We start from the raw sequence: 24,266 nt of genomic DNA on the forward strand, positions 1-24,266 counted from the left end.
GGTCAGTCACCCGAGCCGATCAGGCCGCCGCGCCGGCGCATCAGGAGCGCGGTGAAGGCCATGGAGAGGGCGAACAGGACGAGCGCCACGACGCAGGCGGCGCCGTAGTCGAAGCGGCCGAAGCCGAGGTTGTAGACCAGCTGCGGCAGGGTCAGCGTGGAGTCGTCCGGATAGCCCGGCTCGAAGGTCTGGCCGGAGCCGCCCATCACCCCCGAGGCGACCTTCGCGGCCACGATCGGCTGGGTGTAGTACTGCATCGCGCCGATGATCCCGGTGACGACCGCGAAGAGCACGATCGGCGAGATGTTCGGCAGCGTCACGTACCGGAACCGCTGCCAGGCGGAGGCCCCGTCCAGCTCCGCCGCCTCGTACTGCTCCTTCGGTACGTCGAGCAGCGCGGCCATGAAGATGACCATGAGGTCCCCGACGCCCCACACGGCGAGGACGGTCAGCGCGGGCTTGGCCCAGGCCGCGTCGTTGAACCAGGAGGGGGCGGGGATGCCGACCGCCTCCAGGAGCGAGTTGACCGGCCCGGTACCGGGGTTGAGCAGGAACACGAAGGCCAGCGTCGCGGCCACCGGCGGGGCCAGGTACGGCAGGTAGAACAGCGTGCGGAAGACCCCGGCGCCCGTCTTGATCTTGGTGATCAGCATGCCGACCCCCAGGCCGAAGACCACCCGGCAGGCGACCATGACGACGGCCAGCCACAGTGTGTTCTGCATCGCAGGCCAGAACTTCGGCAGGTCCGAGAAGACGTACGTCCAGTTGTCCAGGCCCCGCCAGGTCGGCGGATTGAGCCCGTCGTACTTCATGAACGAGAAGTACAGGGTCGAGACGAGCGGATAGGCGAAGAAGACGCCGAATCCGATCAGCCAGGGCGACATGAACGCCACGGTGCGAAGCGCGCTGCGCACGCGCTTCGACCGCAGCGTGTGACGCCCGTCGAGGGTGTCGGTGGACATGAGGAACCGGTCCTGACTCTTACTTCGCCTGCGCGATGTCGCGGTCGATCTGGGCCGCGGTCTCCTCAAGGCCCTTCTTCAGGTCCTGCACCTGGCCCTTCTCGTACTTCTGGGCGAAGTCCTGGAAGGTGTCCTGGTACGTGGAGCCGTTCACCGCGCCGTCGGAGGTGGTGGACTCGGGGTGCTGGGCGATGTCCAGGAAGGTCTTGAACCGGTCGTCGAACGTCAGGTTCGGGGACTTCAGGGCCTCCAGGGTGGAGGGGACGTTGCCGATGCCGTTGGCGAAGTTCACGACGGCCTCGGTGTCCATGGTCATGTACTTGACCAGTTCCCAGGCCGCGTTCTGCTTCTTGCTCTGCGGGGCGATGCCGATGATCGTGCCGGAGAGGTAGCCCTTCCCGTACTCGGCCACCTCGTCGTCCGCGACCGGCAGCGGCGCGACGCCAACCTCGAAGCCGACCTTGGCGTCCTTGATGAAGTTCAGCCGCCACTCGCCGTCGAGCTGCATGGCGACCTGGCCGGTGTGGAAGGGGTGCTTGGCGCCCCACTCGTCACCGAAGGTGGTGCGGTACTTGTCCAGTCTGGCGAATCCGCCCAGGCCGTCGACCAGCGACTTCTGGTACGTCAGCATCTCGGCGAAGGCCGGGTCCTTGGCGAGGTTCGACTTGCCGTTCGCGTCGAAGTACGTGTGGTCCCACTGCGACATGTAGTGGGACGGGACCGTCTCGTAGCCGAGGTAGTTCGGCATGAAGCCGAGCTGCTCGTAGGAGTCGCCCTTCTCCTTGGTCAGCTTCTTCGCCACTTCTCCGAACTCCGACCAGGTCTTCGGCGGGGCGGTGATGCCGGCCGCCTTGAAGGCGTCCTTGTTGTAGTAGAGCCCGTACGCGTCGGAGAGCAGCGGCAGCGAGCAGCGCTTGCCCTCGAACTGGGTGTAGTCCTGGAGGACCTTGGAGAAGGTCTTGTCCAGGTCCACCTTGTCCTTCTCCAGGAACGGCTTCAGGTCCGCGAGCGCGCCGGAGGCGCAGAACTTGCCGACGTTGGCCGTGGTGAAGGAGGCGGCCACGTCGGGCCCGTTCGAACCGCCCGCGCGCAGCGCCTGGTTGAGCTTGTCGTCGTTGATGTTGCCGACGACCTTCACCTTGATGTTCGGGTGCGCCTTCTCGAAGCGGGCGACGTTCTCCTTGATCGCCTTGACCTCGGTGGGCGCCGACCAGCCGTGCCAGAAGGTGATCTCGGTCCTGGCGTCGGGGTCGTCGCTCGCGGTGTTCTGGGCGGAGCCGGTACAGGCGGAGGCGAGGAGCGCTATCGAGGCGGTGGCGGCGAGCGCGACGGCGGCTCTGCGCGGGCGTGCGGGCATGACGAAGTCTCCCTGTGGCGGAGGGGGTTACGGGGGAAGGGGAACTGCCGGGTGAAGCGGTACGAGAGGCTCTACCGGGACGTGTCGAAGACCTCGTCGCGGGTGGCGGTGAGGGCGCGCTCCAGCGCCCCGCGCAGCACGGGGTCCTCGGACACCTCCCCGAGGACGAGCCGGGGCCGGGAGGCGGCGAGTTCGGCCAGCTCGGACTGGACGCGCTCGCGCAGGGGTTCCCCGCCGGCGACGATCACCGCGCCGGACAGGACGAGGAGTTCGGGGTCGAGTACGGCGACGAGGGAGGCGAGACCGGTGGCGAGGCGCTCGGCGTACTGGTCGAGGAGCGCCGCGTACCGGGGGTCGTCGCCGTGGTGGGCGGCGGCGTGGGCGAGCAGTCCGGTCGCGGTGGCGACGTAGGGCTGCTCGGGGGTCTCGATGCCGAGCGCCCGGGCGATCCGGGGCACGGACTGGACACCGGCGAGTTCCTGGAAGCCGCCGGAGTTGGCCTTGGTGACCTGTCGTACGAGCGGGGTGCCCGGCACGGGCAGGAAGCCGACCTCGCCGGCGCCGCCGGTGAAGCCGCGGTGGAGCCGTCCGCCGAGGACGAGGGCGGCGCCGAGGCCCTCCTCGTTCCACAGCAGGACGAAGTCCTCGTGGCCGCGGGCGGCGCCGAGGCGCTGCTCGGCGAGGGCGGCGAGGTTGACGTCGTTCTCGTACTCGAAGGGCATCGGGAGCACGGCCGCCAGCTCCGCGAGGAGCGTGGGGGAGTGCCAGCCGGGCAGGTGGGAGGCGTACCGCAGCCGCCCGGTGGCCGGGTCGAAGGCGCCGGGGGTGCCGATGACGAGCCGGTGGACCTCGGCCCGGGTGATCCCGGCGTCCTTGACGGCGCCGTCGAGGGCGGTGGTGACCTGCCGTACGACACCCTCGGCGGCCCGGCCCGGGGTGGGGAGCTCGAACTCGCCGACGACCTCGCCCGTGATGTCGGCGACGGCGGCGCGGATCCGGTGCGGGGTCACATCGAGTCCGGCGGCGAAGGCGGCCCGGGCGTTGACCGCGTACAGCTGCGCGCTGGGTCCCGGCCGGCCCGCGGTGGTGCCGGTGACGACGACGAGCCCCGCGGCTTCGAGCCGGGCGAGCAGCTGTGAGGCGGTCGGCTTGGAGAGGCCGGTGAGCTTGCCGATCCGGGTACGGGACAGGGTCCCGTGCTCCAGGAGCAGATCGAGGGCGGCGCGGTCGTTCATGGCCCGCAGCACGCGCGGGGTGCCGGGGGTTCCCGGGGTCGTACCGGCCATTGCGGATGCACCTGCCCTTCGGCTCTGGACGGGGTCATTCTGCGGCCCCGGGGCCTTCTCACCCAACTGCACTGTTAGGAAAGTTTCCTATTCGGTTGGGAGGACCGTAGGACGGGCGTCACCGGGGCGTCAATACCCGCGGACGCGCGACGCCCCCGAAGGCGACCAAAGCGTTACCTGCGGGGGCGTCGGGGCGTCGGGGCGTCGGTAGGGATGCGCTACTTGGAGAGGTCCGTCTTGGCCGCGGGGATCGGGGCCGCCGCCGCGCCCTGCGGGGAGGTCGGCGAGGCGAAGGCCGAGGGGGCCGCCATGGACGCCGTCGGGTCAGGAGCGGACTCCTCCGCCTGGGCCGGGACACCGCCGACGATAAGGATCCCGGCCGCGTCCAGCGCGCGCTTGATCCGCCAGCGCAGCTCGCGCTCGACGCCCAGGGCCTTGCCCGGCATCGTCTTCGCCGAGACACGGATCGTCATGGAGTCGAGCAGCACCTCGTTGAGGCCGAGGATCTCCACCGGGCCCCACAGCCGCTCGTTCCAGGGCTCTTCCTTCGCCATGGCGGCCCCAGCCTCCTCGATCACCGACCGCACCTGGTCCAGGTCCTCCGTCGGCCGGACCGTGACGTCCACGCCCGCCGTCGCCCAGCCCTGGGAGAGGTTGCCGATCCGCTTGATCTCGCCGTTACGTACGTACCAGATCTCGCCGTCGACTCCGCGTAGCTTCGTCACCCGCAGACCGACCTCTATGACCTCGCCGGAGGCCACGCCCGCGTCGATCGAGTCGCCGACGCCGTACTGGTCCTCCAGGATCATGAAGACACCGGACAGGAAGTCCGTGACCAGGTTCCGGGCGCCGAAGCCGATCGCGACACCGGCGACACCCGCGGAGGCGAGCAGCGGCGCCAGGTCGATCTTGAAGGCGCCCAGGATCATCAGCCCGGCCGTGCCCAGGATCAGGAAGGACGCGACCGAGCGCAGCACCGACCCGATCGCCTCGGATCGCTGCCGCCGCCGCTCGGCATTGACCAGCAGGCCGCCGAGCGCCGTGCCCTCCACCGCCTGGGCCGAGCGGTTCATCCGCGCTATCAGCTTCGTCAGGGCACGGCGGATCGCCATCCGCAGGAGCAGGGCGACGATCAGGATGAGGAGGATGCGCAGGCCGGTGTTCAGCCAGGTGGACCAGTTCTCCTCCACCCAGCCTGCGGCGTTCGTCGCCTTCTCCGCGGCCTCGTCCAGGGTGACGGGGACGGCTTGCGGATCTTCGGCGGTCAGCAGGGCGGACCAGGACACGTACAAACCTCCAGGCGTGACGTTCGCAGAACATCCACACTATCGGGGCATCGGATGTGCTCCCGTTGCCCTGTTCGAGGGAGAGACGGACCTCACCCGGGGATGAACCAGGAGTCGATGCCGTGTGGTCGAGAACACTTCAAGCCCGTTACCGGTACGTGGTGGCGCTCCGACCAGGCATGAGGAGAGACTGAGAGCAGTTCGTCCCGGCGCGAGCCACGCGCCGCCGGCGTATAGGAGGCATCCGTGCCGCATGTCCTGGTCCTCAACGCGTCGTACGAGCCCCTCGGCGTCGTACCGCTCCGCCGCGCGCTCGTCCTCGTCCTCGAGAACAAGGCACTCTGCCTCGAGGAGTCCGGCGCCTTCCTGCACAGCGAGACCCGCGTCATCCCCGCACCGAGTGTGGTCCGGCTGAAGCGGTTCGTGCGGGTCCCCTACCGGGGGCCCGTTCCTCTGACCCGCAGAGCCCTGTTCGCCCGCGACGGCGGACGATGCATGTACTGCGGTGGCGTCGCAACCAGCGTCGACCACGTGATTCCGCGCAGCCGCGGGGGTACGCACGCCTGGGAGAACGTCGTGGCGGCCTGCCGCCGCTGCAATCATGTGAAGGCCGACCGTCACCTGCGCGAGCTGGGCTGGCGGCTACGGCACCAGCCCGCGCCGCCGACCGGCCTGGCCTGGCGCATCATCGGGACCGGACACCGGGACCCGCGCTGGCTTCCGTACTTGCAGCCGTACGGCGCGGACGACGTGATGGCCCGGATCGACGCCGTCTCCACACACCCCACGGGGGCTGTGAAGACGGCGTGAGAGCCGGGCCTTCGTCGTACGGGGGCGCCGCCTGACCGGGCGCCCCCTCAGTCCTGGGGCTGCTCGGGCGGGGTCGGCTGCTCGGGCTGTGGCGGCTGCGCCGGTGGTTCGGGCTGCTGCGGCGGGGCGACGGCGTACGTCTCCACCGACCAGAGCGAGTAGCCGAACCGTGTCGCCCGCGCGTCGCCCTGGACCCGCAGGAAGCGGGTGTCCGCCGCGTCCATGCGGACCGTCTCGCGGCCGCCACGGCCGTCGGCGACGGTCGCGGCCGTACGCCACGTACGGCCGTCGGCGGAGACCTGGATGCGGTAGCGGGAGGCGTACGCGTCCTGCCAGTGGAGGACCACCTGGCCTATCCGGGCCGGCTCGGGGAGTTCCAGCTGCCACCAGGCGCCGTCCTCGGCCGGGGAGGACCAGCGGGTGGCGGGATCGCCGTCCACGGCCGAGACCGCGGGGAAGTCCGGTGTCTCGTCGCCGGAGGACGAGGCCGTCGCGGCGCGCGCCAGGTCGGGGCCCGCCGTGCGCGGGAAGGCGCGGACCGTCAGGACCCGCTCCTCGCCCGCGAACGACACCGGCACCTGGTACGAGCCCGCCGGCACGTCCGGAGCGACCGACACCTCCAGCGGGACGGTCGTACGCGTACCGCGCGGCACCCGGGCCTCCTTCGGGAGCCGCACCTCGATCCCCTTCGGCGCCCGCGCCGTCAGCGCCCCGCGCACCTCCTCGGCGCGCCGGCCCACCAGGTGCACGTCCACCCGCTGCGCGCGGCCGCCGATCTCGGCGTCCGTCTCGCCACGGGCCAGCTCCAGCTCGGCGCGCGGCTCGTCGGCGAACCAGGGCACCAGGGAGCGCACCGCGGGCGCGGCGCCCCGGCCGCCCTGCCACACGACCCGGACCGCGTCCGCACGCAGCCCCTTCACATCCGCCTGCGTCCAGCCCGACGGGGACACCGGGCCCAGCGGCCGCCAGCCCTCGCCCGGGACGTACGCCTCCACCCGCGCCGACTCGCCCGAGCCCGGCTCCGTCATCACCGTCACCGTCTCGACCGGCCGCGAACGGTCCAGCCGTACGGTGTACGCGTCCTGCTCCCGGTCCGCCCGCCGTCCCGCCCGCTGCTCGCGGTCCGCGCCGGTCCAGGCCGCCGACTCGGCCACCGCGCGCGTGAGGAAGGGATCGAGGACGCCCTTGCCGACGGTCGCCTCGCTCGCCTTCAGCGCCTCGCGCAGCGGCTCGAGCCGCAGTTGGGACTGCCAGGCCCCCGCGCCGTCGCCGCGGGCCTGGGCGAGCAGCATGTCGACCGCCGTCTCGCCCGCGAGGCCGTAGCGCGACAGCTGCTCCAGCCAGGGCCGTACCTCGTCGTCCAGGGTGCCGTCCGCCGTCGCCGTCAGCCGCTGGGGCGCCTCCCGCATCACGGTGAACGCGGCCCGCAGCTCGCGCGCCGCCTTCTCCCGCGCGGCCGGGTCCTGGGTCGTACGGCTGCTCCAGAACGCGGCCATCAGCGGCTTGAGATACGCCGACTCGCCCGCCGGGTCCAGGATCGACGAGGCGTCGTTGCCGGCCAGGGCGCGCAGCGCCTCGCGCGCCGCCGGGTTCGGCCCGGCCAGCTCGTCGACGGCGGCGTGCCAGGACTCCCGCGGCCGGTAACCCTTCGGGTTCCAGGCGTAGTCCGCGGCGGTGAACAGCGGGATGCGGGAGACCGCCGCCTGCTCCATCGCGTTGGCGAGGAACGCGGCGGAGCCGGCCGCCACGGCCGGCTCGCGGCCCGTGGCCGGCCCGAGGAAGAGCCGGTCCCGGGCGTAGTCGTTGACCGGGTAGTTGTCCATGGTGACCAGCGGGTGGCGCAGCGCGTCCCGCGCGCCGGCCAGTTCCCGCCCGGTGATCGTGCGCGGGACGGCCCCGACACCCGTCCAGGCGACCTGCACCCGGTCGTCGAGCTCGGCGGCGAGCGCCGTGCGGTACTCGGTCGCGCCGTCCTGGTAGAACTCCGTCGGCATCAGGGTCAGCGGCTCCGCGCCCGGGTACCGGTCGCCGAGATGCCGGGCCACCGCGCTCGCCACGCGCGCGTGGGCGGCGGCCGCCGCCTCGGGCCCGCGCCCGAAGGTGTCCGCGTCCTTCGAGCAGTGCCACTCGCTGTAGCTGACGTCCTGGAACTGCAGCTGGAAGGAGCGCACCCCCAGCGCCCACATCGCGTCGATCTTGCGGGTGAGCGCCTTCACGTCCTCGTCCGAGGCCAGGCACATGGACTGGGCGGGAGCCACGGCCCAGGCGAGGGTCACATGGTTGGCGCGCGCCCGCTCGGCGAGCGCGCGGAAGGCGGCGCGCTGCTCGGCCGGGTAGGGCTCGCGCCACTGGGTCTGGCGGTACGGGTCGTCACCGGGCGCGTAGAGGTACCGGTTCTGCTTGGTGCGGCCCATGAAGTCGAGCTGGGCGAGGCGCTGTTCCTGGCTCCAGGGGCGGCCGTAGAACCCTTCGGTCAGGCCGCGCACGGCGGTGCCGGGCCAGTCGCGGACGACGACACCGGGGATCCGCCGCTCGGCGTCGATCAGCTGACGAAGCGTCTGGACGCCGTGGAACAGGCCGTCCTCGCCGACACCGTCCAGGGCGACCGTGTCCCGGCCCTGGACGCGGCCGGTCGCCAGCCGGTAGCCGCCGCGCGGCAGGTCGGCCCGCTCGGGCACGCGCAGCGCCCGCAGGGCCTCGCCGGAGGCGGTGTAGCCCGCGCGGATCACGGTCCCGCCGCCGGGCAGGGAGGTGTGGACGGTCCGCACCCCCGCCGCCCGCAGGACCTCGCGCAGCGCGGCGACGGCGTACGGATCGGCGTCGGCGTCCGTGAGCAGCGTCACCTCCTCGCCGAGCGGCACCGCGGGACCCGCCGCCTTCGCCGACTGCGGGCGCGGCCAGACCGAGGGGACCGCCCCCTGCTCGTCGGGGGCGGTGACGGGGGAGAGCGGCGCCGCCTGGGCGAGGCCGGGCACGCCGCCGCCGAGGAGACCACCGATCACCGCGGCGGCCACGGCCGTCGCGGTCCGCTTCCTGCGCCCGAGGTGCACGTGGGACTCCTTTGTCACGAGTGGATCACGAGCCCACCACCCGGCTGACGAGGGTGTCAATGCAGGTGGCCGAAGTGTCTGCTTTGCCCGGTCCGCTTTCGGCGAGGTGGCGTCCTTTGGCCAACTTCGGCCGGTAAAACGGGGTGGTGTGGGTAGGGCTGAGTCGTTGTTCCACCTGTCGAGACGAACCGGGAGACCCCCGTGGCCGCGACCACCCCCCTTTCCGTGCAGATACGCGTACCGAAACAGGGCCCGCTCACGAGCGAACCGCCCCTTGCCGACGCCGCCCCTCTCACCAGCGAGCCGCCCATGACCCAGGCGGCCCCTCTCACCAGCGAACCCACCGCCCCCGGCACCGCGGGCGGCACGGAGTCCCCCGGAGTGTGACGTGACCCCCTTGGCCCGCCTCGCCGCCCTCCACGGCGTCGCCATCGACTACCAGCCGTCCGCGGGGGTCACCGTCCAGGTGCCCGACGCCACGGTCGTCACCGTGCTCGGCGCCCTCGGCGTGGACGCCACGGCGCCGGAGGCGGTCGCCGCCGCCCTCGAAGCGGCGCAGCGGGCCGAACGGGAGCGGCTCCTTCCGCCCACCCTGGTGCGGTGGCAGGACGGCCCGGCGGGCCCGCCCGAGGACCTCCCGCACGGCACCCGGCTCCGGGTCGTCGCCGAGTCCGGCGAGGTCCTCGAAGGGCCGGACTGGGGCCTGCTCCCGCTCGGCGTCCACCAGGTCGAGGCCACCGCCCCCGACGGGCGCGGCGCGGTGAGCACGCTGATCGTCGCCCCCGCGCGCGTGCCCCGGCCCGGGCGGCGCGTGTTCGGGCTGCTCGCCCAGCTGTACTCCGTGCTGTCCACCCGCTCCTGGGGCATGGGCGACCTCGGCGACCTGCGCGAACTCGCCGCGTGGGCGGGCAGGACGCACGGCGCCGGCTTCGTGCAGGTCAACCCGCTGCACGCGGCCGTGCCCGGAGCGCCCACCGACCCCTCCCCGTACCGTCCCTCCTCGCGCCGCTTCCCCGACCCCGTCCATCTTCGGATCGAGGACATCCCCGAGTACGGGCTGGTGGGCCCCGAGTACCGCGACGAGCTGGAGGCCGTCCTCGCCGACGCCGCCGAGCTGCGCGAACGCGTCCTGCGCAAGGGGGCGTTGATCGACCGGGACGCCGTGTGGGAGGTCAAGCGGCGCGCCCTGGAGCTCGTACGGACCGTCGAGCCGGGCCCCGGCAGGCGCGCCGAGTACCGCGACTTCCTGGCCGAACGCGGCAGCGCCCTGGAGGACCACGCGACGTACTGCGCACTCGCCGAGCGCCACGGGCACCACTGGCGCTCCTGGCCCGAGGCGCTGCGCGACCCCCGCTCCGCCGCCGCGGCCGTCCGCGCCGACGACGAGCTGTCCGCCCGGGTCGACTTCCACTGCCGGCTCGCCTGGCTGACGGACCGCCAGCTCGCCGCCGCGGCCGAGGCCGCACGGGCGGCGGGGATGGCCGTCGGGATCGTCCACGACCTCGCCGTGGGGGTCCACCCCGAGGGCTCCGACGCCTGGGCCCAGCAGGACGCCTTCGCCGCCGGCATGTCGGTCGGCGCCCCGCCCGACGCCTTCAACGCCCGCGGCCAGGACTGGGGTCTGCCGCCCTGGCGCCCCGACGTGCTCGCCGCCTCCGGCTACGCCCCCTACCGGGGCCTCCTCAGGGAGCTGCTGCGCCACGCCGGCGCGCTGCGCATCGACCATGTGATGGGCCTGTTCCGGCTCTGGTGGGTCCCCGAGGGACGCGAACCCACCGAGGGGACCTACGTCCGCTACGACTCCGAGGCGATGCTCGCGGTCCTCGCCCTGGAGGCGCACCGGGCCGGCGCCGTCGTCATCGGCGAGGACCTCGGCACCGTCGAGCCGGGCGTACGCGAACAGCTCGCGCGGCGCGGGGTGCTCGGCACCTCCGTGCTCTGGTTCGAGCGGGACTGGTCCGGCACGGGCCGCCCGCTGGCCCCCGAGGAGTGGCGCACCGACTGTGTGGCCACCGCCACCACGCACGACCTGCCCTCCACCGCGGCCCGGCTCTCCGGCGACCATGTGGCCCTGCGTCACCGCCTCGGGCTGCTCACCGGCGACCTGGCGGGCGAGCGCGCCCGGGACACGGCCGAGGTCGGCGAGTGGCTGGCGTACCTGGAGCGGCTCGGGCTGCTTCCGGAGGGCCCGGGCGACGAGGAGGCCGAGGTCAGGGCCGTCCACCGGTTCCTGCTGCGCACGCCGGCGACGATGGTCGGGGTGTGGCTGCCCGACACGGTGGGGGACCGGCGGCCGCAGAACCTGCCCGGCACCTGGGACCAGTACCCCAACTGGCGGCTGCCGGTGGCGGGCCCGGAGGGCCAGCCGCTCACCCTGGAGGAACTGGCCGCCTCGCCCCGGCTGCACCGGCTCCTCGACGTGTTCCGGCCCCAGGGGGTGTCCCGTACGGCACCCCCGGACGCGCGGCCCGTTTAGGTGTTCGCTACGTTTGCACCGTGGACAAGAAGAACGCCCTGCGCGCCGGTGCTGTCGCGGCCGGTACGACGCTGATGATGCTGCTCATGTCGTCCCCCGCGCTCGCGCTGACCCGCGACGACGGTGACGACCCGGCTCCCAAGCTGAGTGTCGTCGAGACGCTCGGCCTGTACGTGGCCCTGCCGATCGTGCTGTTCCTGGTGATCGCCGGTCTGGTCATGGTCCTGGACAAGTCCAAGAAGGCCTAGGCCAGGCCCGGGACCTCAGTCGCTTCCGAGGGCGCCGCGGCGGTACGTGAGTACCGCCGCGGCGCCCTCGTGTGCGTCCGGACGAGGTCAGACGGCCGTGGTCGCGAGCAGCTTGCGCAGCAGGCCGGCCAGCTGCTCCGACTCCTCGGGCGTGAGCGCCGCTTCCAGGGCCGCCCGCTGCTGGGCGAGACCGGCGCCCACCGCCTGGTCGACCAGCTCGCGCCCGCGCTCGCTCAGCGTCACCCGCAGCCCGCGCCGGTCGTTCGGGTCGGGGCTGCGGCTGAGCAGCCCGGCCTTCTCCAGCTTGTCGAGCCGGCCCGTCATCCCGCCGGTGGTGATCATCAGCGTCGCGGTGAGCTCGCGCGGCGAGAGCGTGTACGGCTCACCCGAGCGGCGCAGGGTCGCCAGCACGTCGAACTCCCCGAGCGCCATCCCGTAGGGCGAGTACGCCTTGTCGACGCGGCCGCGCATCGCGGCGGCCAGCCGGTAGATCCGGCCGAAGACGGCCATCGGGAGGGTGTCCAGGTCGGGGCGGACGGCCGCCCACTGGTCGGTGATGGCGTCGACGGCGTCGTGAGCGGGGGCATCGGTGCTGTCGGCTTCGGTGCTGTCCATGGCGGCAGTCTCCTGATCGATCGACTCGACGGCAAGTAAGTCACTGGGCGGTAAGCCACTCACGAGAAAGAAGCTCACAAGAAAGCATCTTGCGGATAAGTAGCTTAGCGCTAAGCTACTTATCGCCAAGCTACGAGAACCGCTCCGAACCAAGGGGGGACCTGTCATGTCCCGCAAGGCCGCCGTCGTCGCCCTGACCGCGCTCGCCCCGATCTCCTGGGGCTCCACCTACTTCGTCACCACGGAGTTCCTGCCGCCCGACCGGCCGCTCTTCACCGGCCTGATGCGCGCGCTGCCCGCCGGACTGCTGCTCCTCGCCCTCACCCGCAAGCTGCCGCAGGGCGCCTGGTGGTGGAAGTCCGCGGTCCTCGGAGGCCTCAACATCGGCGCCTTCTTCCCGCTGCTCTTCCTCGCCGCGTACCGGCTGCCCGGCGGTGTGGCGGCCGTCGTCGGCTCGGTCGGCCCGCTCTTCGTGGTCGGCCTGGCGGCCCTCTTCCTGGGGGACCGGCCCACCGTGCGCTCGCTGCTCACCGCGATCGCCGCCGCCTTCGGCGTCAGCCTGGTCGTCCTCAAGGCGGGCGCCGCCCTCGATCTGGTGGGTGTGATCGCCGGCCTGCTCTCCGCCGTGTCGATGTCGGCCGGAACCGTCTTCACCAAGCGCTGGGGGATGCCCGAGGGAGTGGGCGCGCTGGCGCTGACCGGCTGGCAGCTGACCGCGGGCGGGCTGATCATCCTGCCGATCGCCTTCCTGATCGAGGGCGCCCCGCCGGCCCTGGACTCCGCCGGCCTGCTCGGCTACGCCTACCTCGCCTTCGGCAACACCGCGATCTCGTACTTCCTCTGGTTCCGCGGCATCGAGCGGCTGAGCGCCTCCTCCGTGACCCTCCTCGGTCCGCTGTCGCCGATCAGCGCCGCCGTCATCGGCTGGGCGGCGCTCGGCCAGGCGCTGGGGCCGGTGCAGCTGCTCGGCATGGCGATCGCGTTCGGCGCGACGCTGGTCGGCCAGACGAACTCCCGTACGCCACGGCCGCGAAAGACAGAATCGTTCAGTTCCGCTGAACGAATGACACAGAAAGTTTCGATGGACCTGGAGAGTCCGGCGATGCGACGGTAGAGCACACCGACCGAAAGGATCACCGTGGCACTACTGGACCGCGTCCGTACCGCAGAGCCCACCCACCCCGCGCCCACCGCCGCCCCGCGCACCCACGCGCGGGGCGCCGGCGTCGGCCTTCTCCTCGCGCTCGTCGCCACGGTCGTCTGGTCCGGCAGCTTCGTCGCCTCCCGTGCACTGCACGACTCCGTCCCGCCCGTCCAGGCCGCGTTCTGGCGCTGGGTCGTCGCCATCCTCGCCGTCGCCCCCTTCGCGGTCCGCGAGACCTGGCGGCAGCGCCGGCTGATCCGCCGTCACCTCGGCTTCGTCACCCTCGCCGCCCTGCTCGGCGTGACCGTCTACAACACCCTGGTCAACCAGGCCGGACTCACCACCTCCGCCGGCAACATGGGCATGATCATGGCCGCCTCCCCGATCCTCATGGCCCTGTACGAACTCCCCCGGACTTCGTCCGGGGGGACCCCCACCGGCGGCGCGCGGCTCGGCGCCCGGCGCGTGACCGGCATGGTGATCGCCTGCGCCGGCGTGCTGCTCCTCGTCGGCGAGGGCCGGCTCCCCACCCGGCTCGCCGCGGGCGACCTGTGGATGCTGGCGGCGGCCGTCAGCTTCGCCTCGTACAGCGCCCTGCTCAAGCGCCGCCCGACCGAACTCGGCGGCCTCGCCTTCCTCTTCACCACCTTCGTGCTCGGCGCGCTGATGCTGCTCCCGGCGTACGGCGTCAGCCTCGCCGTCCAGGGCGGCTTCGAGCCCACCGTCGGGACCGTCGGCCCGCTGGTCTACGTCGGCGTCCTCTCCTCCGCCGTCGCCTTCTTCGCCTGGAACAAGGCCATCGCCCTGATCGGCGCGGCGCGCGCGGGAGTCGTCTACTACCTCCAGCCGGTCTGCGTCGCCCTGCTCTCGTACGCCCTGCTCGGCGAGGAGCTGGGAGTCCTGGGCGGGGCCTGCATGGCGCTGATCGTGGGCGGAGTGGCGCTGGCTAGCGCGGCGCGTGCTCGCGGATGAGGGGTACGCGCATCAGGAGGAGTGCGAACCCGGCCTGCCCCAGGAACAGCAGCTCGTACATCTCGCCCGCCACGCCGAACATCAGGAACCAGAGGGGCAGCAGCAGGAGCCCGGCGAGCCGGCCCCGGAAGGCCATCCCGGTCCGCTCGCCGGCCAGCGCGAAGACCCAGATGATCAGGACCGACGGCGCCGCGATCCACCAGGCCAACTGAAGGCCGGTCTCCAGGTGCTCGCGCACGACCTCCGTGCGGGACTGGAGCTCGTCGGACACGTGCCAGGCTCTCGGCTCCGGGGGCGCCGTCAGTCCGATCGCCAGCCACGCGGTCGCGTAGGTCAACAGATAGCGGGCTGCGACATCGACAAGGCGCAGGAGGATCACGCCGAAGCCCCGCCAGGGGCTGTGGGTCGTCATGCGCCCATCCTGGCAGGTGAATTGAACGCGTTCAAGACCTTTCTTGAACGCGTTCAAGCTCATGGGGTCCAGGTCGCCCGGTAGGTTGCGCCCCATGACCGAGTGGGACATCAAGAAGCTCCAGATCCTCCGCACCCTCCGTGACCGCGGCACCGTCACCGCGACCGCGGAGGCGCTGCTCATGACCCCCTCGGCCGTCTCCCAGCAGCTCGCCAACTTCGCCAAACAGCTCGGCGTCCCGCTCCTGGAGGCGCAGGGGCGGCGGGTCCGGCTCACCGATGCCGCGCATCTCGTGCTCCGGCACGCCGAGGTGGTCTTCGCCCAACTGGAGCGCGCCGACGCCGAGCTGGAGGGCTATCTGCGCGGCGAGGCGGGCCAGGTGCGGGTGGCCGCGTTCTCCACGGCCGTGCCCGCGCTCGTCGTCCCCGCCGTGCAGCAGCTCCGTACCGCGCACCCCGGACTCGACGTCCGGATCCGCGAGGCCGAGGCGGGGGAGGCGTACGAACTGCTCGGCGCCGGCGAGGTCGACCTGGCGCTCTCGCTCGCCGCCCACGCCCCCTCCGTACGCGACCCCAAGTTCAGCCGGGTCCCGCTGCTCGCCGACCCGCTCGACGTCGCCCTGCCCGCCGGGCATCCGCTCGCCGACGCCCCCGGGCTGCGGCTCGCCGACCTCTCCGCCGAGCCCTGGATCTTCGGCGGCTCCGGGCCCTGGTCCGAGATCACCACCGCCGCCTGCGAGGCCGCCGGGTTCGTGCCCGAGCAGGCCCACAGCGCCGCCGGCTGGACCGCGATCCTCGCCATGGTCGAGGCCGGGATGGGCGTCGCCCTGGTGCCCCGGATGGCCGCCGCCGAGCGCCGCGGCGAGCGCGGGATCGTGATGCGGGTCCTCTCCGCCGACCAGCCGCGCCGCCACGTCGTCGCGGCGGTACGGCGCGGGGCGGAGGAGGGCCTCGCGGTGGCCCGGGTGCTCGCCGCGCTGCGCCAGGCCGCTGTCCAGCGCGAGACTGTCCAGCGCGAGACTGTGCAGCGCGAGACCGTTCAGTAGAGCTGAAAATATCTGTCGAAAACATTCGATGGACCCGGCCGGTCGTCCGGCGGCACAGTCGTGGCATGACCTTCGAGACGAGCCAGGACCAGGACCCGCACGCCAACGACGCCGCCCCCTACTCCGGCGGCGACCCGTACGCCGACTACCGCGCCGGTGACTTCCCCTTCACCGAGCTGGTCGACCTGGCCGACCGGCGCCTCGGCGCCGGTGTCGTCGCCGCCAACGACGAGTTCTTCGCCGAGCGGGAGAACCTCCTCGTCCGCGAGCGCGCCGTCTTCGACCCGGAGCACTTCGGCCACAAGGGCAAGATCATGGACGGCTGGGAGACCCGCCGCCGGCGCGGCGCCGACGCCGAGAACGTCTTCCCCGCCCCCGAGGACCACGACCGGGCCATCGTCCGCCTCGGCGCCCCCGGCGTCATCCGCGGGATCGTCGTCGACACCGCCCACTTCCGCGGCAACTACCCCCAGCGGGTGTCGATCCAGGCCACCGCCGTCGAAGGGGCGCCCAGCCCCGAGCAGCTCCTCGCCGACGACGTGAAGTGGGAGGAGCTCGTCCCGCCCACCCCCGTCCGCGGCCACGCCGCCAACGGCTTCGAGATCGACGTCGAGCGCCGCTTCACCCACATCCGCCTCTGCCAGCACCCCGACGGCGGCATCGCCCGCCTCCGCGTCCACGGCGAGGTCGTGCCCGACCCCGAGTGGCTGGAGCTGCTCGGCACCCTCGACCTGATCGCCGTGCTCAACGGCGGGGTGTACGAGGACGCGTCGGACACGTTCTACTCCTCGCCGACCCAGATCATCCTGCCCGGCACCTCCCGCAAGATGGACGACGGCTGGGAGAACCGCCGCCGCCGGGTCCGCGGCACCAACGACTGGGTCCGCTTCCGGCTCGCCGCCCAGGGCTCCGTACGGGCCGTCGAGATCGACACCGCGTACCTGAAGGGCAACTCGGCCGGCTGGATCGCGCTCCAGGGCCGAGACGGCGGGACCGAGGACAACGCGGACTGGTTCGAGATCATCCCGCGCACCCGGCTCCAGCCCGACACCCTGCACCGCTTCAAGCTCCCGCAGGAGGCCGTCGTCACCCACGTCCGTCTCGACGCCTTCCCCGACGGCGGTATCGCCCGGATGCGGCTGCACGGCACGCTCACGGAGCGGGGCCTGGCCGAGCTGCGCACCCGTCACGCCGCGCTCGGCGGCTGACCCGCTTCCGCCCGGCGGCGCGGCCGCGCGCCGACGCCCGCCCGCCGGGCGGACCTCAAACACGGCGAAGGGGCACCCCACGGGGGAGGGTGCCCCTTCGTCGTGTCTGTGCCGGAACGGCTACGCGGCGGCCGCGTCCGCCGCCTGCGCCTTCAGCGCGCGCTCCACGCCCGCACGGCACTCCGTCACCAGACGCTTCAGCGCCGGCGCCGGGTCGTTCGCCGCGATCCAGGCGTCCGTGGCGTCCAGGGTCTCCTGCGAGACCTGGATCGTCGGGTAGAGGCCCACCACGATCTGCTGGACGATCTCGTGGCTCCGGGTCTCCGAGATGCCCTTGATCGACGCGAAGTACTTCGCGGTGTACGGGGCGAGCAGCTCACGCTGGTCGGTCTGGACGAAGCCCCCGATCACCGCCGCCTGCACGGCGTTCGCCAGCTTGTCGGACTCCACGACCGAGGCCCAGGCCTCGGCCTTCGCCGCCTCCGTCGGACGCGCCGCCCGAGCGGTCGCCGCGTGCCGCTCGCCCGCCGCCGTCCGGTCGCGCTCCAGCTCGGCCGCGATCTCCGGCTCGTCGAAACGCCCCGTCGCGGCGAGCCGCTGCACGAACGCCCAGCGCAGCTCGGTGTCCACGGCGAGACCCTCGATGACCTCGCTGCCGTCGAGCAGACCGGCGAGCACATCGAGGTCCGCGTCCGTCCGGGCGGTCGCGGCGAACGCCCGCGCCCACGCCAGCTGGTGGTCGCTCGACGGCACCGCCGTCCGCAGCTGCTCCAGGGCGGCCCCGGTCCAGCGGGCCAGGCCCGTCTCCCGCCACTCCGGCGCCGCGTACAGGTCGATGGCCGCCTTCACCTGGCCCTGCAGCGACTGCACCACACCGATGTCGGTCTCCTTGGTGATGCCGGAGAGGACCAGGTCCAGGTAGTCGCGGGTGGCCAGCTCGCCGTCCCGCGTCATGTCCCAGGCCGAGGCCCAGCACAGCGCGCGCGGCAGCGACTCGGTGAAGTCCCCGAGGTGCGCGGTGACGTTCTTCAGCGACACCTCGTCGAGACGCACCTTGGCGTACGACAGGTCGTCGTCGTTGAGCAGCACGACCGCCGGGCGCGGCCGGCCCGCGAGCTGCGGTACGGCGGTCAGCTCGGCCGCCTCGATGTCCAGCTCGATCCGGTCGGAGCGGACCAGCTTCCCGACCGCGTCGAGGTTGTAGAAGCCGATCGCGATCCGGTGCGGACGCAGCGTCGACTCGCCCTTGGCGCCGGCCGGCAGGGCCGGGGCCTCCTGCTTGACGGCGAAGGAGGTGATGACACCGTTCTCGTCGGTCTCGATCTCCGGGCGCAGGATGTTGATGCCGGCCGTCTCCAGCCACAGCTTCGACCAGGCCTTCAGATCACGGCCGGAGGTCTCCTCCAGGGCGCCGAGCAGGTCCGTCAGGCGCGTGTTGCCGAAGGCGTGCGCCTTGAAGTACGCCTGCACGCCCTTGAAGAACTCGTCCTGGCCGACGTACGCGACCAGCTGCTTGAGGACGCTGGCGCCCTTGGCGTAGGTGATGCCGTCGAAGTTGACCAGCACGTCCTCGAGATCGTTGATCTCGGCCATGATCGGGTGCGTGGACGGCAGCTGGTCCTGCCGGTACGCCCAGGTCTTCTCCGCGTTGGCGAAGGTGGTCCAGGCGTTCGGCCAGCGCGTGCCCTTCACGGAGGCCTGGCAGGCGACCGAGGTGAAGGTCGCGAACGACTCGTTCAGCCACAGGTCGTTCCACCACTCCATGGTGACCAGGTCGCCGAACCACATGTGCGCGAGCTCGTGCAGGATCGTCTCGGCCCGGCGCTCGTACGCCGCGTCCGTCACCTTCGAGCGGAAGACGTACTGGTCGCGGATGGTGACCGCGCCCGCGTTCTCCATCGCGCCCGCGTTGAACTCCGGCACGAAGAGCTGGTCGTACTTGGCGAAGGGGTAGTCGTACGCGAACTTCTCCTGGAACCAGTCGAAGCCCTGGCGCGTGACGTCGAAGATGTGGTCCGCGTCGAGGTACTCCGCCAGCGACGGACGGCAGTAGATGCCGAGCGGAACGGTCTGCCCGTCCTTCTCGTAGGAGGAGTGCACCGAGTGGTACGGGCCGACGATCAGCGCGGTGATGTACGTCGAGATCCGCGGGGTGGGCTCGAAGACCCACACGTCGTCCTTGGGCTCCGGCGTCGGCGAGTTGGAGATCACCGTCCAGCCGCTCGGCGCCTTCACGGTGAACTGGAACGTCGCCTTCAGGTCCGGCTGCTCGAAGGAGGCGAAGACGCGGCGGGCGTCCGGCACCTCGAACTGGGTGTAGAGGTAGGCCTGGTCGTCGACCGGGTCGACGAACCGGTGCAGACCCTCGCCGGTGTTGGTGTACGCGCAGTCGGCGACGACCTTCAGCTCGTTGCGCCCCTGCTGCAGATGGGCCAGCGCGATCCGCGAGTCCCGGAAGACGGCGGCCACGTCGAGCGCGTGGCCGTTGAGCACGACCTCGTGGACGGCGGGGGCGACGAGGTCGATGAAGGTCTCCGCACCGGCCTCGGCGGAATCGAAGCGGACGGTGGTGACGGACCGGTAGGTGCCGCCCTCCTGCGCACCGGAGAGGTCGAGGTCGACCTCGTACGCGTCCACGGTCAGCAGCTTCGCCCTCTGCTGCGCCTCTTCACGGGTCAGGTTTGTGCCAGGCACCCGGTCAACTCCTCGGTTTCGTGACGTTTGGCCCATCCTTCCACGGGGCCCTTCACCGGCGCACGGCACATTTCCCAGGGCGAACACGTGAGGGGGCGGCCACCCACCCGGGTGGCCGCCCCCTCACGTACGGACCGGCGTCAGCCCTTCAGCTCCGCCGCCACCAGCTCCGCGATCTGCACCGCGTTCAGCGCGGCGCCCTTGCGCAGGTTGTCGTTGGAGAGGAACAGCGCCAGGCCGTTCTCCACGGTCTCGTCCACGCGGATCCGGCCGACGTACGAGGCGTCCTTGCCGGCCGCCTGGAGCGGGGTCGGGATCTCGGAGAGCTCGACGCCCTCGGCGTCCTTCAGGAGCTCGTAGGCGCGCTCCACGCTGATCGGACGCTCGAAGCGGGCGTTGACCTGGAGCGAGTGGCCCGAGAAGACGGGGACGCGCACGCAGGTGCCGGAGACCTTGAGCTCGGGGATCTCGAGGATCTTGCGGGACTCGTTGCGGAGCTTCTGCTCCTCGTCGGTCTCGTGCGTGCCGTCGTCGACCAGGTTGCCGGCGAGCGGCACCACGTTGAAGGCGATCGGGCGGCGGTAGACGTTCGGCTCGGGGAAGGCGACGGCCTCGCCGTCGAAGGCCAGCTGGTCGGCCTGCTCGGCGACGGCGCACGCCTGGGTGCGCAGCTCGGCGACACCGGCCACGCCGGAGCCGGAGACGGCCTGGTAGGTGGTGGCGACGAGCGCGGTCAGGCCGGCCTCCTGGTGGAGCGGCTTGAGGACGGGCATCGCGGCCATAGTGGTGCAGTTCGGGTTGGCGATGATCCCCTTGGGGCGGTCCTTGACCGCGTGCGGGTTGACCTCGGAGACCACCAGCGGGACCTCGGGGTCGCGGCGCCAGGCGGAGGAGTTGTCGATCACCACGGCGCCCTGGGAGGCGACCTTCTCGGCGAGCGCCTTGGAGGTGGCGCCACCGGCGGAGAAGAGCACGATGTCCAGGCCCGCGTAGTCGGCGGTGGAGGCGTCCTCGACCGTGATCCCGTCCACGACGGTACCGGCGGAGCGGGCGGAGGCGAAGAGCCGCAGCTCGTCGACCGGGAAGTTCCGCTCGGCCAGGATCTTGCGCATGACTGTGCCGACCTGACCGGTGGCTCCGACGATTCCGACCTTCACGGGGACTCCTCCGTATGTATGTGCAGGGTGCTGCCGTTCCATGATGCGTATGTCCCGGGGCGCCTTGTCCAATCCATTGTCCGAGGATCGGGACGGATCAAGACACGAAGAAGGGGCGGGCACCGGTTCCGGTGCCCGCCCCTCACTCGTACAGCCCTGTTACGGGACGACGTTGCCGATCACGACGCTGCCGGAGCCCGCGACCGTGCCGCGCGCGTTCAGCAGCTGGACCTCGCCGAAGAACTGCCGGCCCTCGGGCGCGGCACCGGCGACCAGGACCTGGGCGCCGACCGTGGCGCTCGCGCCGTTGGCCAGCGGGTAGGACGTGGTGGCGTCGACCTGGACGCTGCCCAGCGAGGCGGAGTAGTACACGTCCCTGTAGTCGTAGGTCGTGCCGCCCGCAGCCTGCACCGAGTAGCCGTCGATCACGATGGTGTAGGTACCGGCGGCCGGCTTGACCAGCGAGACGGCCTCCTCCGAGTCGCCGTCGGCGGCCTGGCCCACCTGCTTGCCGTCGAGGAAGACCGTCAGGTCGAGGTCGGCGGCCTTGTCGGAGGTGTTGCCGATCGCCACGTCCAGCCGCTCCACACCCTCACCGATGGTGACGGTCTTCGTCTGCTGCTCGTGGTGCTGGATGGTCGGGGTCTCGACCTTGGCCGAGCCCAGCGAGCCGCCCTTCAGCTTGCCGTCGATGGCGGCGAACTTGTTGGTGACCTTCCACTCGACGGCGGCCGGGGTGCCGACCTTCGCCTCGGCGACGGTCTGCACGGCCGGGTCGAAGTCGGCGCCGAGCACCGAGACGTCCAGCTTGTACGGGTTGTCCAGGTCGGGCGAGGTGCGGCGCGCCTCGACCTCGATCTCCCAGACGCCCGGCGTCGGGTTGGCGTACGAGCGCAGGTCCGGACGGCAGGTGTTGGCCGGGTTGTAGTGCGGGTAGCACACGTTGGACGCGGTCGACTCGAACGGCACGCCGTACGGGTGGATCGCGATGAACCGGGTCTGGCTCTTCTCCTTCAGGCCGCCGAGGGCGACCTCCAGGGTCTTGGCGCCTGCCGGCACGGTCACGAAGTACGACTTGTGGCTGTTGCGCTGGACCGAGCCCGTCGCCGAGAGGCCGAAGCCGGGCGCGGTCAGGTCGCTCGCGACGACGACGGTCGACAGGATCTGCTTGTCGACGCCCTCGGTGCCCTCGTCGTCCAGCTCCAGGATGGCGCTGTGGACGCCGGCGGTGCGCGGCAGCGCCACGACCTTCACGGTCACCGGCTTGTTCAGCGGCAGCGTGATGTAGTCGTACGCGGTGGCCGCCTTGAAGGTGCCGTCGTTGTACTTCCAGTTCAGCTCGTGCCGCACGCCCCACTTCGGGCCCGTGGTACGGGTGATGGTGACGTTGTACGTCTTCTTCTGGCCGGCCTTGAGGCCGCCCTCACGGTCGTACACACCGGTGCCGGTGTGCGGGGCCGGGAAGATCGCGGTGTCGACCGGGGCCTCGACCTTGTAGTCGTGGGCGGTCGCGCCGTCCAGGATCGAGTCCCAGGCGTCGTTGATGTCGATCAGACCCGAGCCCTGCTCGTGCGCCTTGACACCGTAGATCCGCTTCGCGGTGGAGGTGAGCGCGGTGCGCAGGGTGAGCGGCGAGACCTCGACGCCGTTCTGCTTCGCGGCCGAGAGCAGCAGCGCGCTCGCGCCCGCGACCTGCGGCGAGGACATCGAGGTGCCGTTGAGCATCCCGTAACCGGCGGGCAGCGCGTAGCCGGCCTCGGGCACGCCGGAGCCGGCCTGCCAGGTCGGGATGGTGTTCACGGACGAGCCCGGACCGGTGATGGTCGGGGTGAAGCCGCCGTCCTCACGCGGGCCGCGCGAGGAGAAGGGGAACATGGCGTACGACTTCTCGACGGCCGAGCCGTAGTTGGCGGCCCAGGTCGACTTGGAGACGGCCGCGCCGACCGAGAGGACCTTGTCGGCCAGGCCGGGGTCGCCGATCGTGTTCGTGCCCGGGCCGGAGTTGCCGGCCGAGATGACCAGCTGCACGCCGTACTCGTCGATCAGACGGGTGTAGAGCCGGGCGCGGACGTTGTCGCCGTCGTTCAGCGCGGGCAGGCCGCCGATCGACATGTTGACGATGTCGACGCCACGGTTGACGACGAGGTCCGTCATGCCCTCGGTCAGGGCGGTGTTGGTGCAGCCGCCGGTCCACGTGCACGCGCGCGAGGAGACGATCTTCGCGCCGGGCGCGGCACCGTTCATCTTGCCGCCGAAGAGGCTGTTCGCGGCGGTGATGCCGGCGACGTGCGTGCCGTGGGCGGACTCGACGATGCCGATGTTGACGAAGTCGGCCTTCTTGCCGACCCAGGGGCCGCCGTACGGGTCCATCGGGACGTCCTTGCGGATCTCCACGACGAACGGCGTCTTCTCGGCGACCTCGGTGGCGGGGTTGTCGGTACCGAAGTAGCCGATCTGGTACCCGTCCTTGTACGGCTTCATCGGCGCGTTGTCCGTGAAGTCGTTGTTCTGGTCGGTGTCCACGCGGACGGTCCCGGCAGCCGGGTCGTACAGCATGCCGAAGAGATCGGTGGTGTCGCCGTCCCGGTTGATGTCACCCGCCGGGTCGCCGCCCGCCGTGACGGACTCGGCGAACCGGTTGAACCGGTACGAGCCCTCGGGAGCCTTCCAGCTCTGTCCCGAGGCCGTGAACACCGGGCCGGTGACCTCGGTCACCTGGGCACGCCAGGTGCCGTCGCCCTCGGTGATCGGGTCGGTGGCGGTGACCCAGTCGACGATCTTGCGCTCGCCGGTGGTGGTCTTCTGCAGCGCCGGGTGACCGAGGTCGACACCGGAGTCGAGGATGCCGATGGTCACGCCGCGGCCGTCGGCCTTGGGGTTGTCCTCGACGAACTCGACCGCACCGGTCTCGTGGGACGGGTTGTACGGGTTCTTCGCCGGGGTGCTCTTGCCCGGGGCCGGGTACGTCGTGGTGACGGTCGTGCCCTCGACGGCGCCGGTGGTGCCCGCGTCCGGGGTCGGGTCGTCCAGCTTGATCTCGGCCTGGAGGTCGATCGACTGGACGGAGGAGAGCTTGGTGGCCGCCGTGATGGCGGCCTCCGCCTTGGCGGTCGGGATCGTGGCCCGGACGTAGCCGAGCTTGTCGTCCTGACGGCCGACGGAGGCGCCCGGGACGGCGTCGAGCTGGCCGGCGACCTGCTCGGTGGCGCCCGGGGCGGTGGCGACGAGGATCGTGACGTTCTTCTCGCCGCTCGCCTCGGCCTCGGTCAGGCGCTGGGCGTCGGTCGGGCCCAGCTTGTCGGCGGAGCCGGAGGACTTGACCGGGGGAGTGGTCGCCGGATCGTCGGCGGCCAGGACCGGGGCGGCACCGGCCGCGACGAGCGCGGTCACGAGTCCGGCGGCGGCGGCGATACGGGCCGCGCGTCTGTGCCCGGAGGTCGAGCGCCCGGGTATGGAGCTCTGGGTTTCGGGGGTGGTCATTTACATCCCTGTTTGTGAAAGAAGAGGGTCCGGATTTCGGTACCGGATGACCGCTCAGCCTTTC

The 24,266-nt window shown here is 71.8% G+C and carries 18 protein-coding genes; 8 read left to right on the plus strand and 10 right to left on the minus strand.

The window, feature by feature from the left end; translation table 11 throughout:
- Positions 1–2: 2 nt before the first annotated feature.
- From FDM97_RS06355 to FDM97_RS06370, 4 genes are all read right to left on the minus strand, one after another.
- Entirely contained in the window at positions 3–962 is a 960-nt protein-coding gene (locus FDM97_RS06355) for a carbohydrate ABC transporter permease (protein WP_137989276.1), read from the minus strand.
- A gap of 19 nt (positions 963–981) precedes the next feature.
- A complete protein-coding gene (locus tag FDM97_RS06360) occupies positions 982–2,319 on the minus strand; it encodes an ABC transporter substrate-binding protein (RefSeq protein ID WP_137989277.1) in 1,338 nt (445 codons plus the stop codon).
- Between the two features lie 71 nt (positions 2,320–2,390).
- Complete coding sequence (locus FDM97_RS06365; protein WP_137989278.1) at positions 2,391–3,605, minus strand: ROK family transcriptional regulator; 1,215 nt, start codon at positions 3,603–3,605, stop codon at positions 2,391–2,393.
- A gap of 218 nt (positions 3,606–3,823) precedes the next feature.
- Positions 3,824–4,891: a mechanosensitive ion channel family protein gene (locus tag FDM97_RS06370; protein ID WP_175439043.1), complete on the minus strand. Its 1,068-nt coding sequence runs from the start codon at positions 4,889–4,891 to the stop codon at positions 3,824–3,826.
- 246 nt (positions 4,892–5,137) lie between these two features.
- Between FDM97_RS06370 and FDM97_RS06375 the strand changes: the two genes are divergently transcribed.
- Positions 5,138–5,701 carry an HNH endonuclease gene (locus tag FDM97_RS06375; RefSeq protein WP_137989279.1) on the plus strand — a complete coding sequence of 188 codons (564 nt, stop codon included), beginning with the start codon at positions 5,138–5,140 and terminating at the stop codon, positions 5,699–5,701.
- 47 nt (positions 5,702–5,748) lie between these two features.
- On the opposite strand, the gene FDM97_RS06380 is transcribed toward FDM97_RS06375, so the two are convergent.
- Positions 5,749–8,751, minus strand: coding sequence for a beta-N-acetylglucosaminidase domain-containing protein (locus tag FDM97_RS06380; RefSeq protein ID WP_137989280.1), 3,003 nt, complete (start codon positions 8,749–8,751; stop codon positions 5,749–5,751).
- A gap of 201 nt (positions 8,752–8,952) precedes the next feature.
- On the opposite strand from FDM97_RS06380, the gene FDM97_RS06385 reads away from it, so the two are divergent.
- Genes FDM97_RS06385 through FDM97_RS06395 form a run of 3 tightly spaced genes read left to right on the plus strand, consistent with a single transcriptional unit; the run spans position 8,953 to position 11,475 of the window.
- Complete coding sequence (locus FDM97_RS06385; protein ID WP_137989281.1) at positions 8,953–9,138, plus strand: hypothetical protein; 186 nt, start codon at positions 8,953–8,955, stop codon at positions 9,136–9,138.
- Between the two features lies 1 nt (position 9,139).
- Complete coding sequence (gene malQ, locus FDM97_RS06390; protein ID WP_175439044.1) at positions 9,140–11,227, plus strand: 4-alpha-glucanotransferase; 2,088 nt, start codon at positions 9,140–9,142, stop codon at positions 11,225–11,227.
- Positions 11,228–11,247: 20 nt separating this feature from the next.
- Positions 11,248–11,475 (plus strand): hypothetical protein, encoded by a 228-nt coding sequence (locus tag FDM97_RS06395; RefSeq protein WP_137989282.1) that lies wholly within the window; start codon positions 11,248–11,250, stop codon positions 11,473–11,475.
- Between the two features lie 87 nt (positions 11,476–11,562).
- Here FDM97_RS06395 and FDM97_RS06400 read toward each other — a convergent pair whose 3' ends face one another.
- Positions 11,563–12,090: a MarR family winged helix-turn-helix transcriptional regulator gene (locus FDM97_RS06400; RefSeq protein WP_137989283.1), complete on the minus strand. Its 528-nt coding sequence runs from the start codon at positions 12,088–12,090 to the stop codon at positions 11,563–11,565.
- Positions 12,091–12,256: 166 nt separating this feature from the next.
- On the opposite strand from FDM97_RS06400, the gene FDM97_RS06405 reads away from it, so the two are divergent.
- Complete coding sequence (locus FDM97_RS06405; RefSeq protein ID WP_137989284.1) at positions 12,257–13,204, plus strand: EamA family transporter; 948 nt, start codon at positions 12,257–12,259, stop codon at positions 13,202–13,204.
- A 24-nt stretch (positions 13,205–13,228) separates the two neighbouring features.
- Positions 13,229–14,206 carry a DMT family transporter gene (locus tag FDM97_RS06410; RefSeq protein WP_137989285.1) on the plus strand — a complete coding sequence of 326 codons (978 nt, stop codon included), beginning with the start codon at positions 13,229–13,231 and terminating at the stop codon, positions 14,204–14,206.
- Here FDM97_RS06410 and FDM97_RS06415 read toward each other — a convergent pair.
- Positions 14,181–14,618, minus strand: a complete 438-nt coding sequence (locus tag FDM97_RS06415) for a hypothetical protein (RefSeq protein ID WP_137989286.1) — start codon at positions 14,616–14,618, stop codon at positions 14,181–14,183. The two genes, FDM97_RS06410 and FDM97_RS06415, sit on opposite strands and share 26 nt — an antisense overlap.
- A gap of 94 nt (positions 14,619–14,712) precedes the next feature.
- On the opposite strand from FDM97_RS06415, the gene FDM97_RS06420 reads away from it, so the two are divergent.
- Positions 14,713–15,663, plus strand: a complete 951-nt coding sequence (locus tag FDM97_RS06420; RefSeq protein ID WP_137989287.1) for a LysR family transcriptional regulator — start codon at positions 14,713–14,715, stop codon at positions 15,661–15,663.
- 65 nt (positions 15,664–15,728) lie between these two features.
- Positions 15,729–16,871, plus strand: a complete 1,143-nt coding sequence (gene alc, locus FDM97_RS06425; RefSeq protein ID WP_137989288.1) for an allantoicase — start codon at positions 15,729–15,731, stop codon at positions 16,869–16,871.
- A 120-nt stretch (positions 16,872–16,991) separates the two neighbouring features.
- Here the strand turns inward: alc and pepN are convergent, their stop codons facing one another.
- From pepN to FDM97_RS06440, 3 genes are all read right to left on the minus strand, one after another.
- Entirely contained in the window at positions 16,992–19,565 is a 2,574-nt protein-coding gene (gene pepN / locus FDM97_RS06430; RefSeq protein ID WP_137989289.1) for an aminopeptidase N, read from the minus strand.
- Positions 19,566–19,705: 140 nt separating this feature from the next.
- A complete protein-coding gene (locus FDM97_RS06435; RefSeq protein WP_137989290.1) occupies positions 19,706–20,722 on the minus strand; it encodes an aspartate-semialdehyde dehydrogenase in 1,017 nt (338 codons plus the stop codon).
- A 159-nt stretch (positions 20,723–20,881) separates the two neighbouring features.
- Positions 20,882–24,202: a S8 family serine peptidase gene (locus FDM97_RS06440; RefSeq protein WP_137989291.1), complete on the minus strand. Its 3,321-nt coding sequence runs from the start codon at positions 24,200–24,202 to the stop codon at positions 20,882–20,884.
- Positions 24,203–24,266: the final 64 nt, after the last annotated feature.

Source organism: Streptomyces vilmorinianum, assembly GCF_005517195.1.
In the GTDB taxonomy this organism is placed as follows: Bacteria; Actinomycetota; Actinomycetes; order Streptomycetales; family Streptomycetaceae; genus Streptomyces; species Streptomyces vilmorinianum.

What these genes read in the sequence shown, in the direction of transcription:
- FDM97_RS06355 (WP_137989276.1), bottom strand. Translation starts at nt 962, where the DNA reads ATGTCCACCGACACCCTCGACGGGCGTCACACGCTGCGGTCGAAGCGC.
- FDM97_RS06360 (WP_137989277.1), bottom strand. Translation starts at nt 2,319, where the DNA reads ATGCCCGCACGCCCGCGCAGAGCCGCCGTCGCGCTCGCCGCCACCGCC.
- FDM97_RS06400 (WP_137989283.1), bottom strand. Translation starts at nt 12,090, where the DNA reads ATGGACAGCACCGAAGCCGACAGCACCGATGCCCCCGCTCACGACGCC.
- FDM97_RS06405 (WP_137989284.1), top strand. Translation starts at nt 12,257, where the DNA reads ATGTCCCGCAAGGCCGCCGTCGTCGCCCTGACCGCGCTCGCCCCGATC.
- FDM97_RS06420 (WP_137989287.1), top strand. Translation starts at nt 14,713, where the DNA reads ATGACCGAGTGGGACATCAAGAAGCTCCAGATCCTCCGCACCCTCCGT.
- FDM97_RS06415 (WP_137989286.1), bottom strand. Translation starts at nt 14,618, where the DNA reads ATGACGACCCACAGCCCCTGGCGGGGCTTCGGCGTGATCCTCCTGCGC.
- alc (WP_137989288.1), top strand. Translation starts at nt 15,729, where the DNA reads ATGACCTTCGAGACGAGCCAGGACCAGGACCCGCACGCCAACGACGCC.
- FDM97_RS06440 (WP_137989291.1), bottom strand. Translation starts at nt 24,202, where the DNA reads ATGACCACCCCCGAAACCCAGAGCTCCATACCCGGGCGCTCGACCTCC.
- FDM97_RS06365 (WP_137989278.1), bottom strand. Translation starts at nt 3,605, where the DNA reads ATGGCCGGTACGACCCCGGGAACCCCCGGCACCCCGCGCGTGCTGCGG.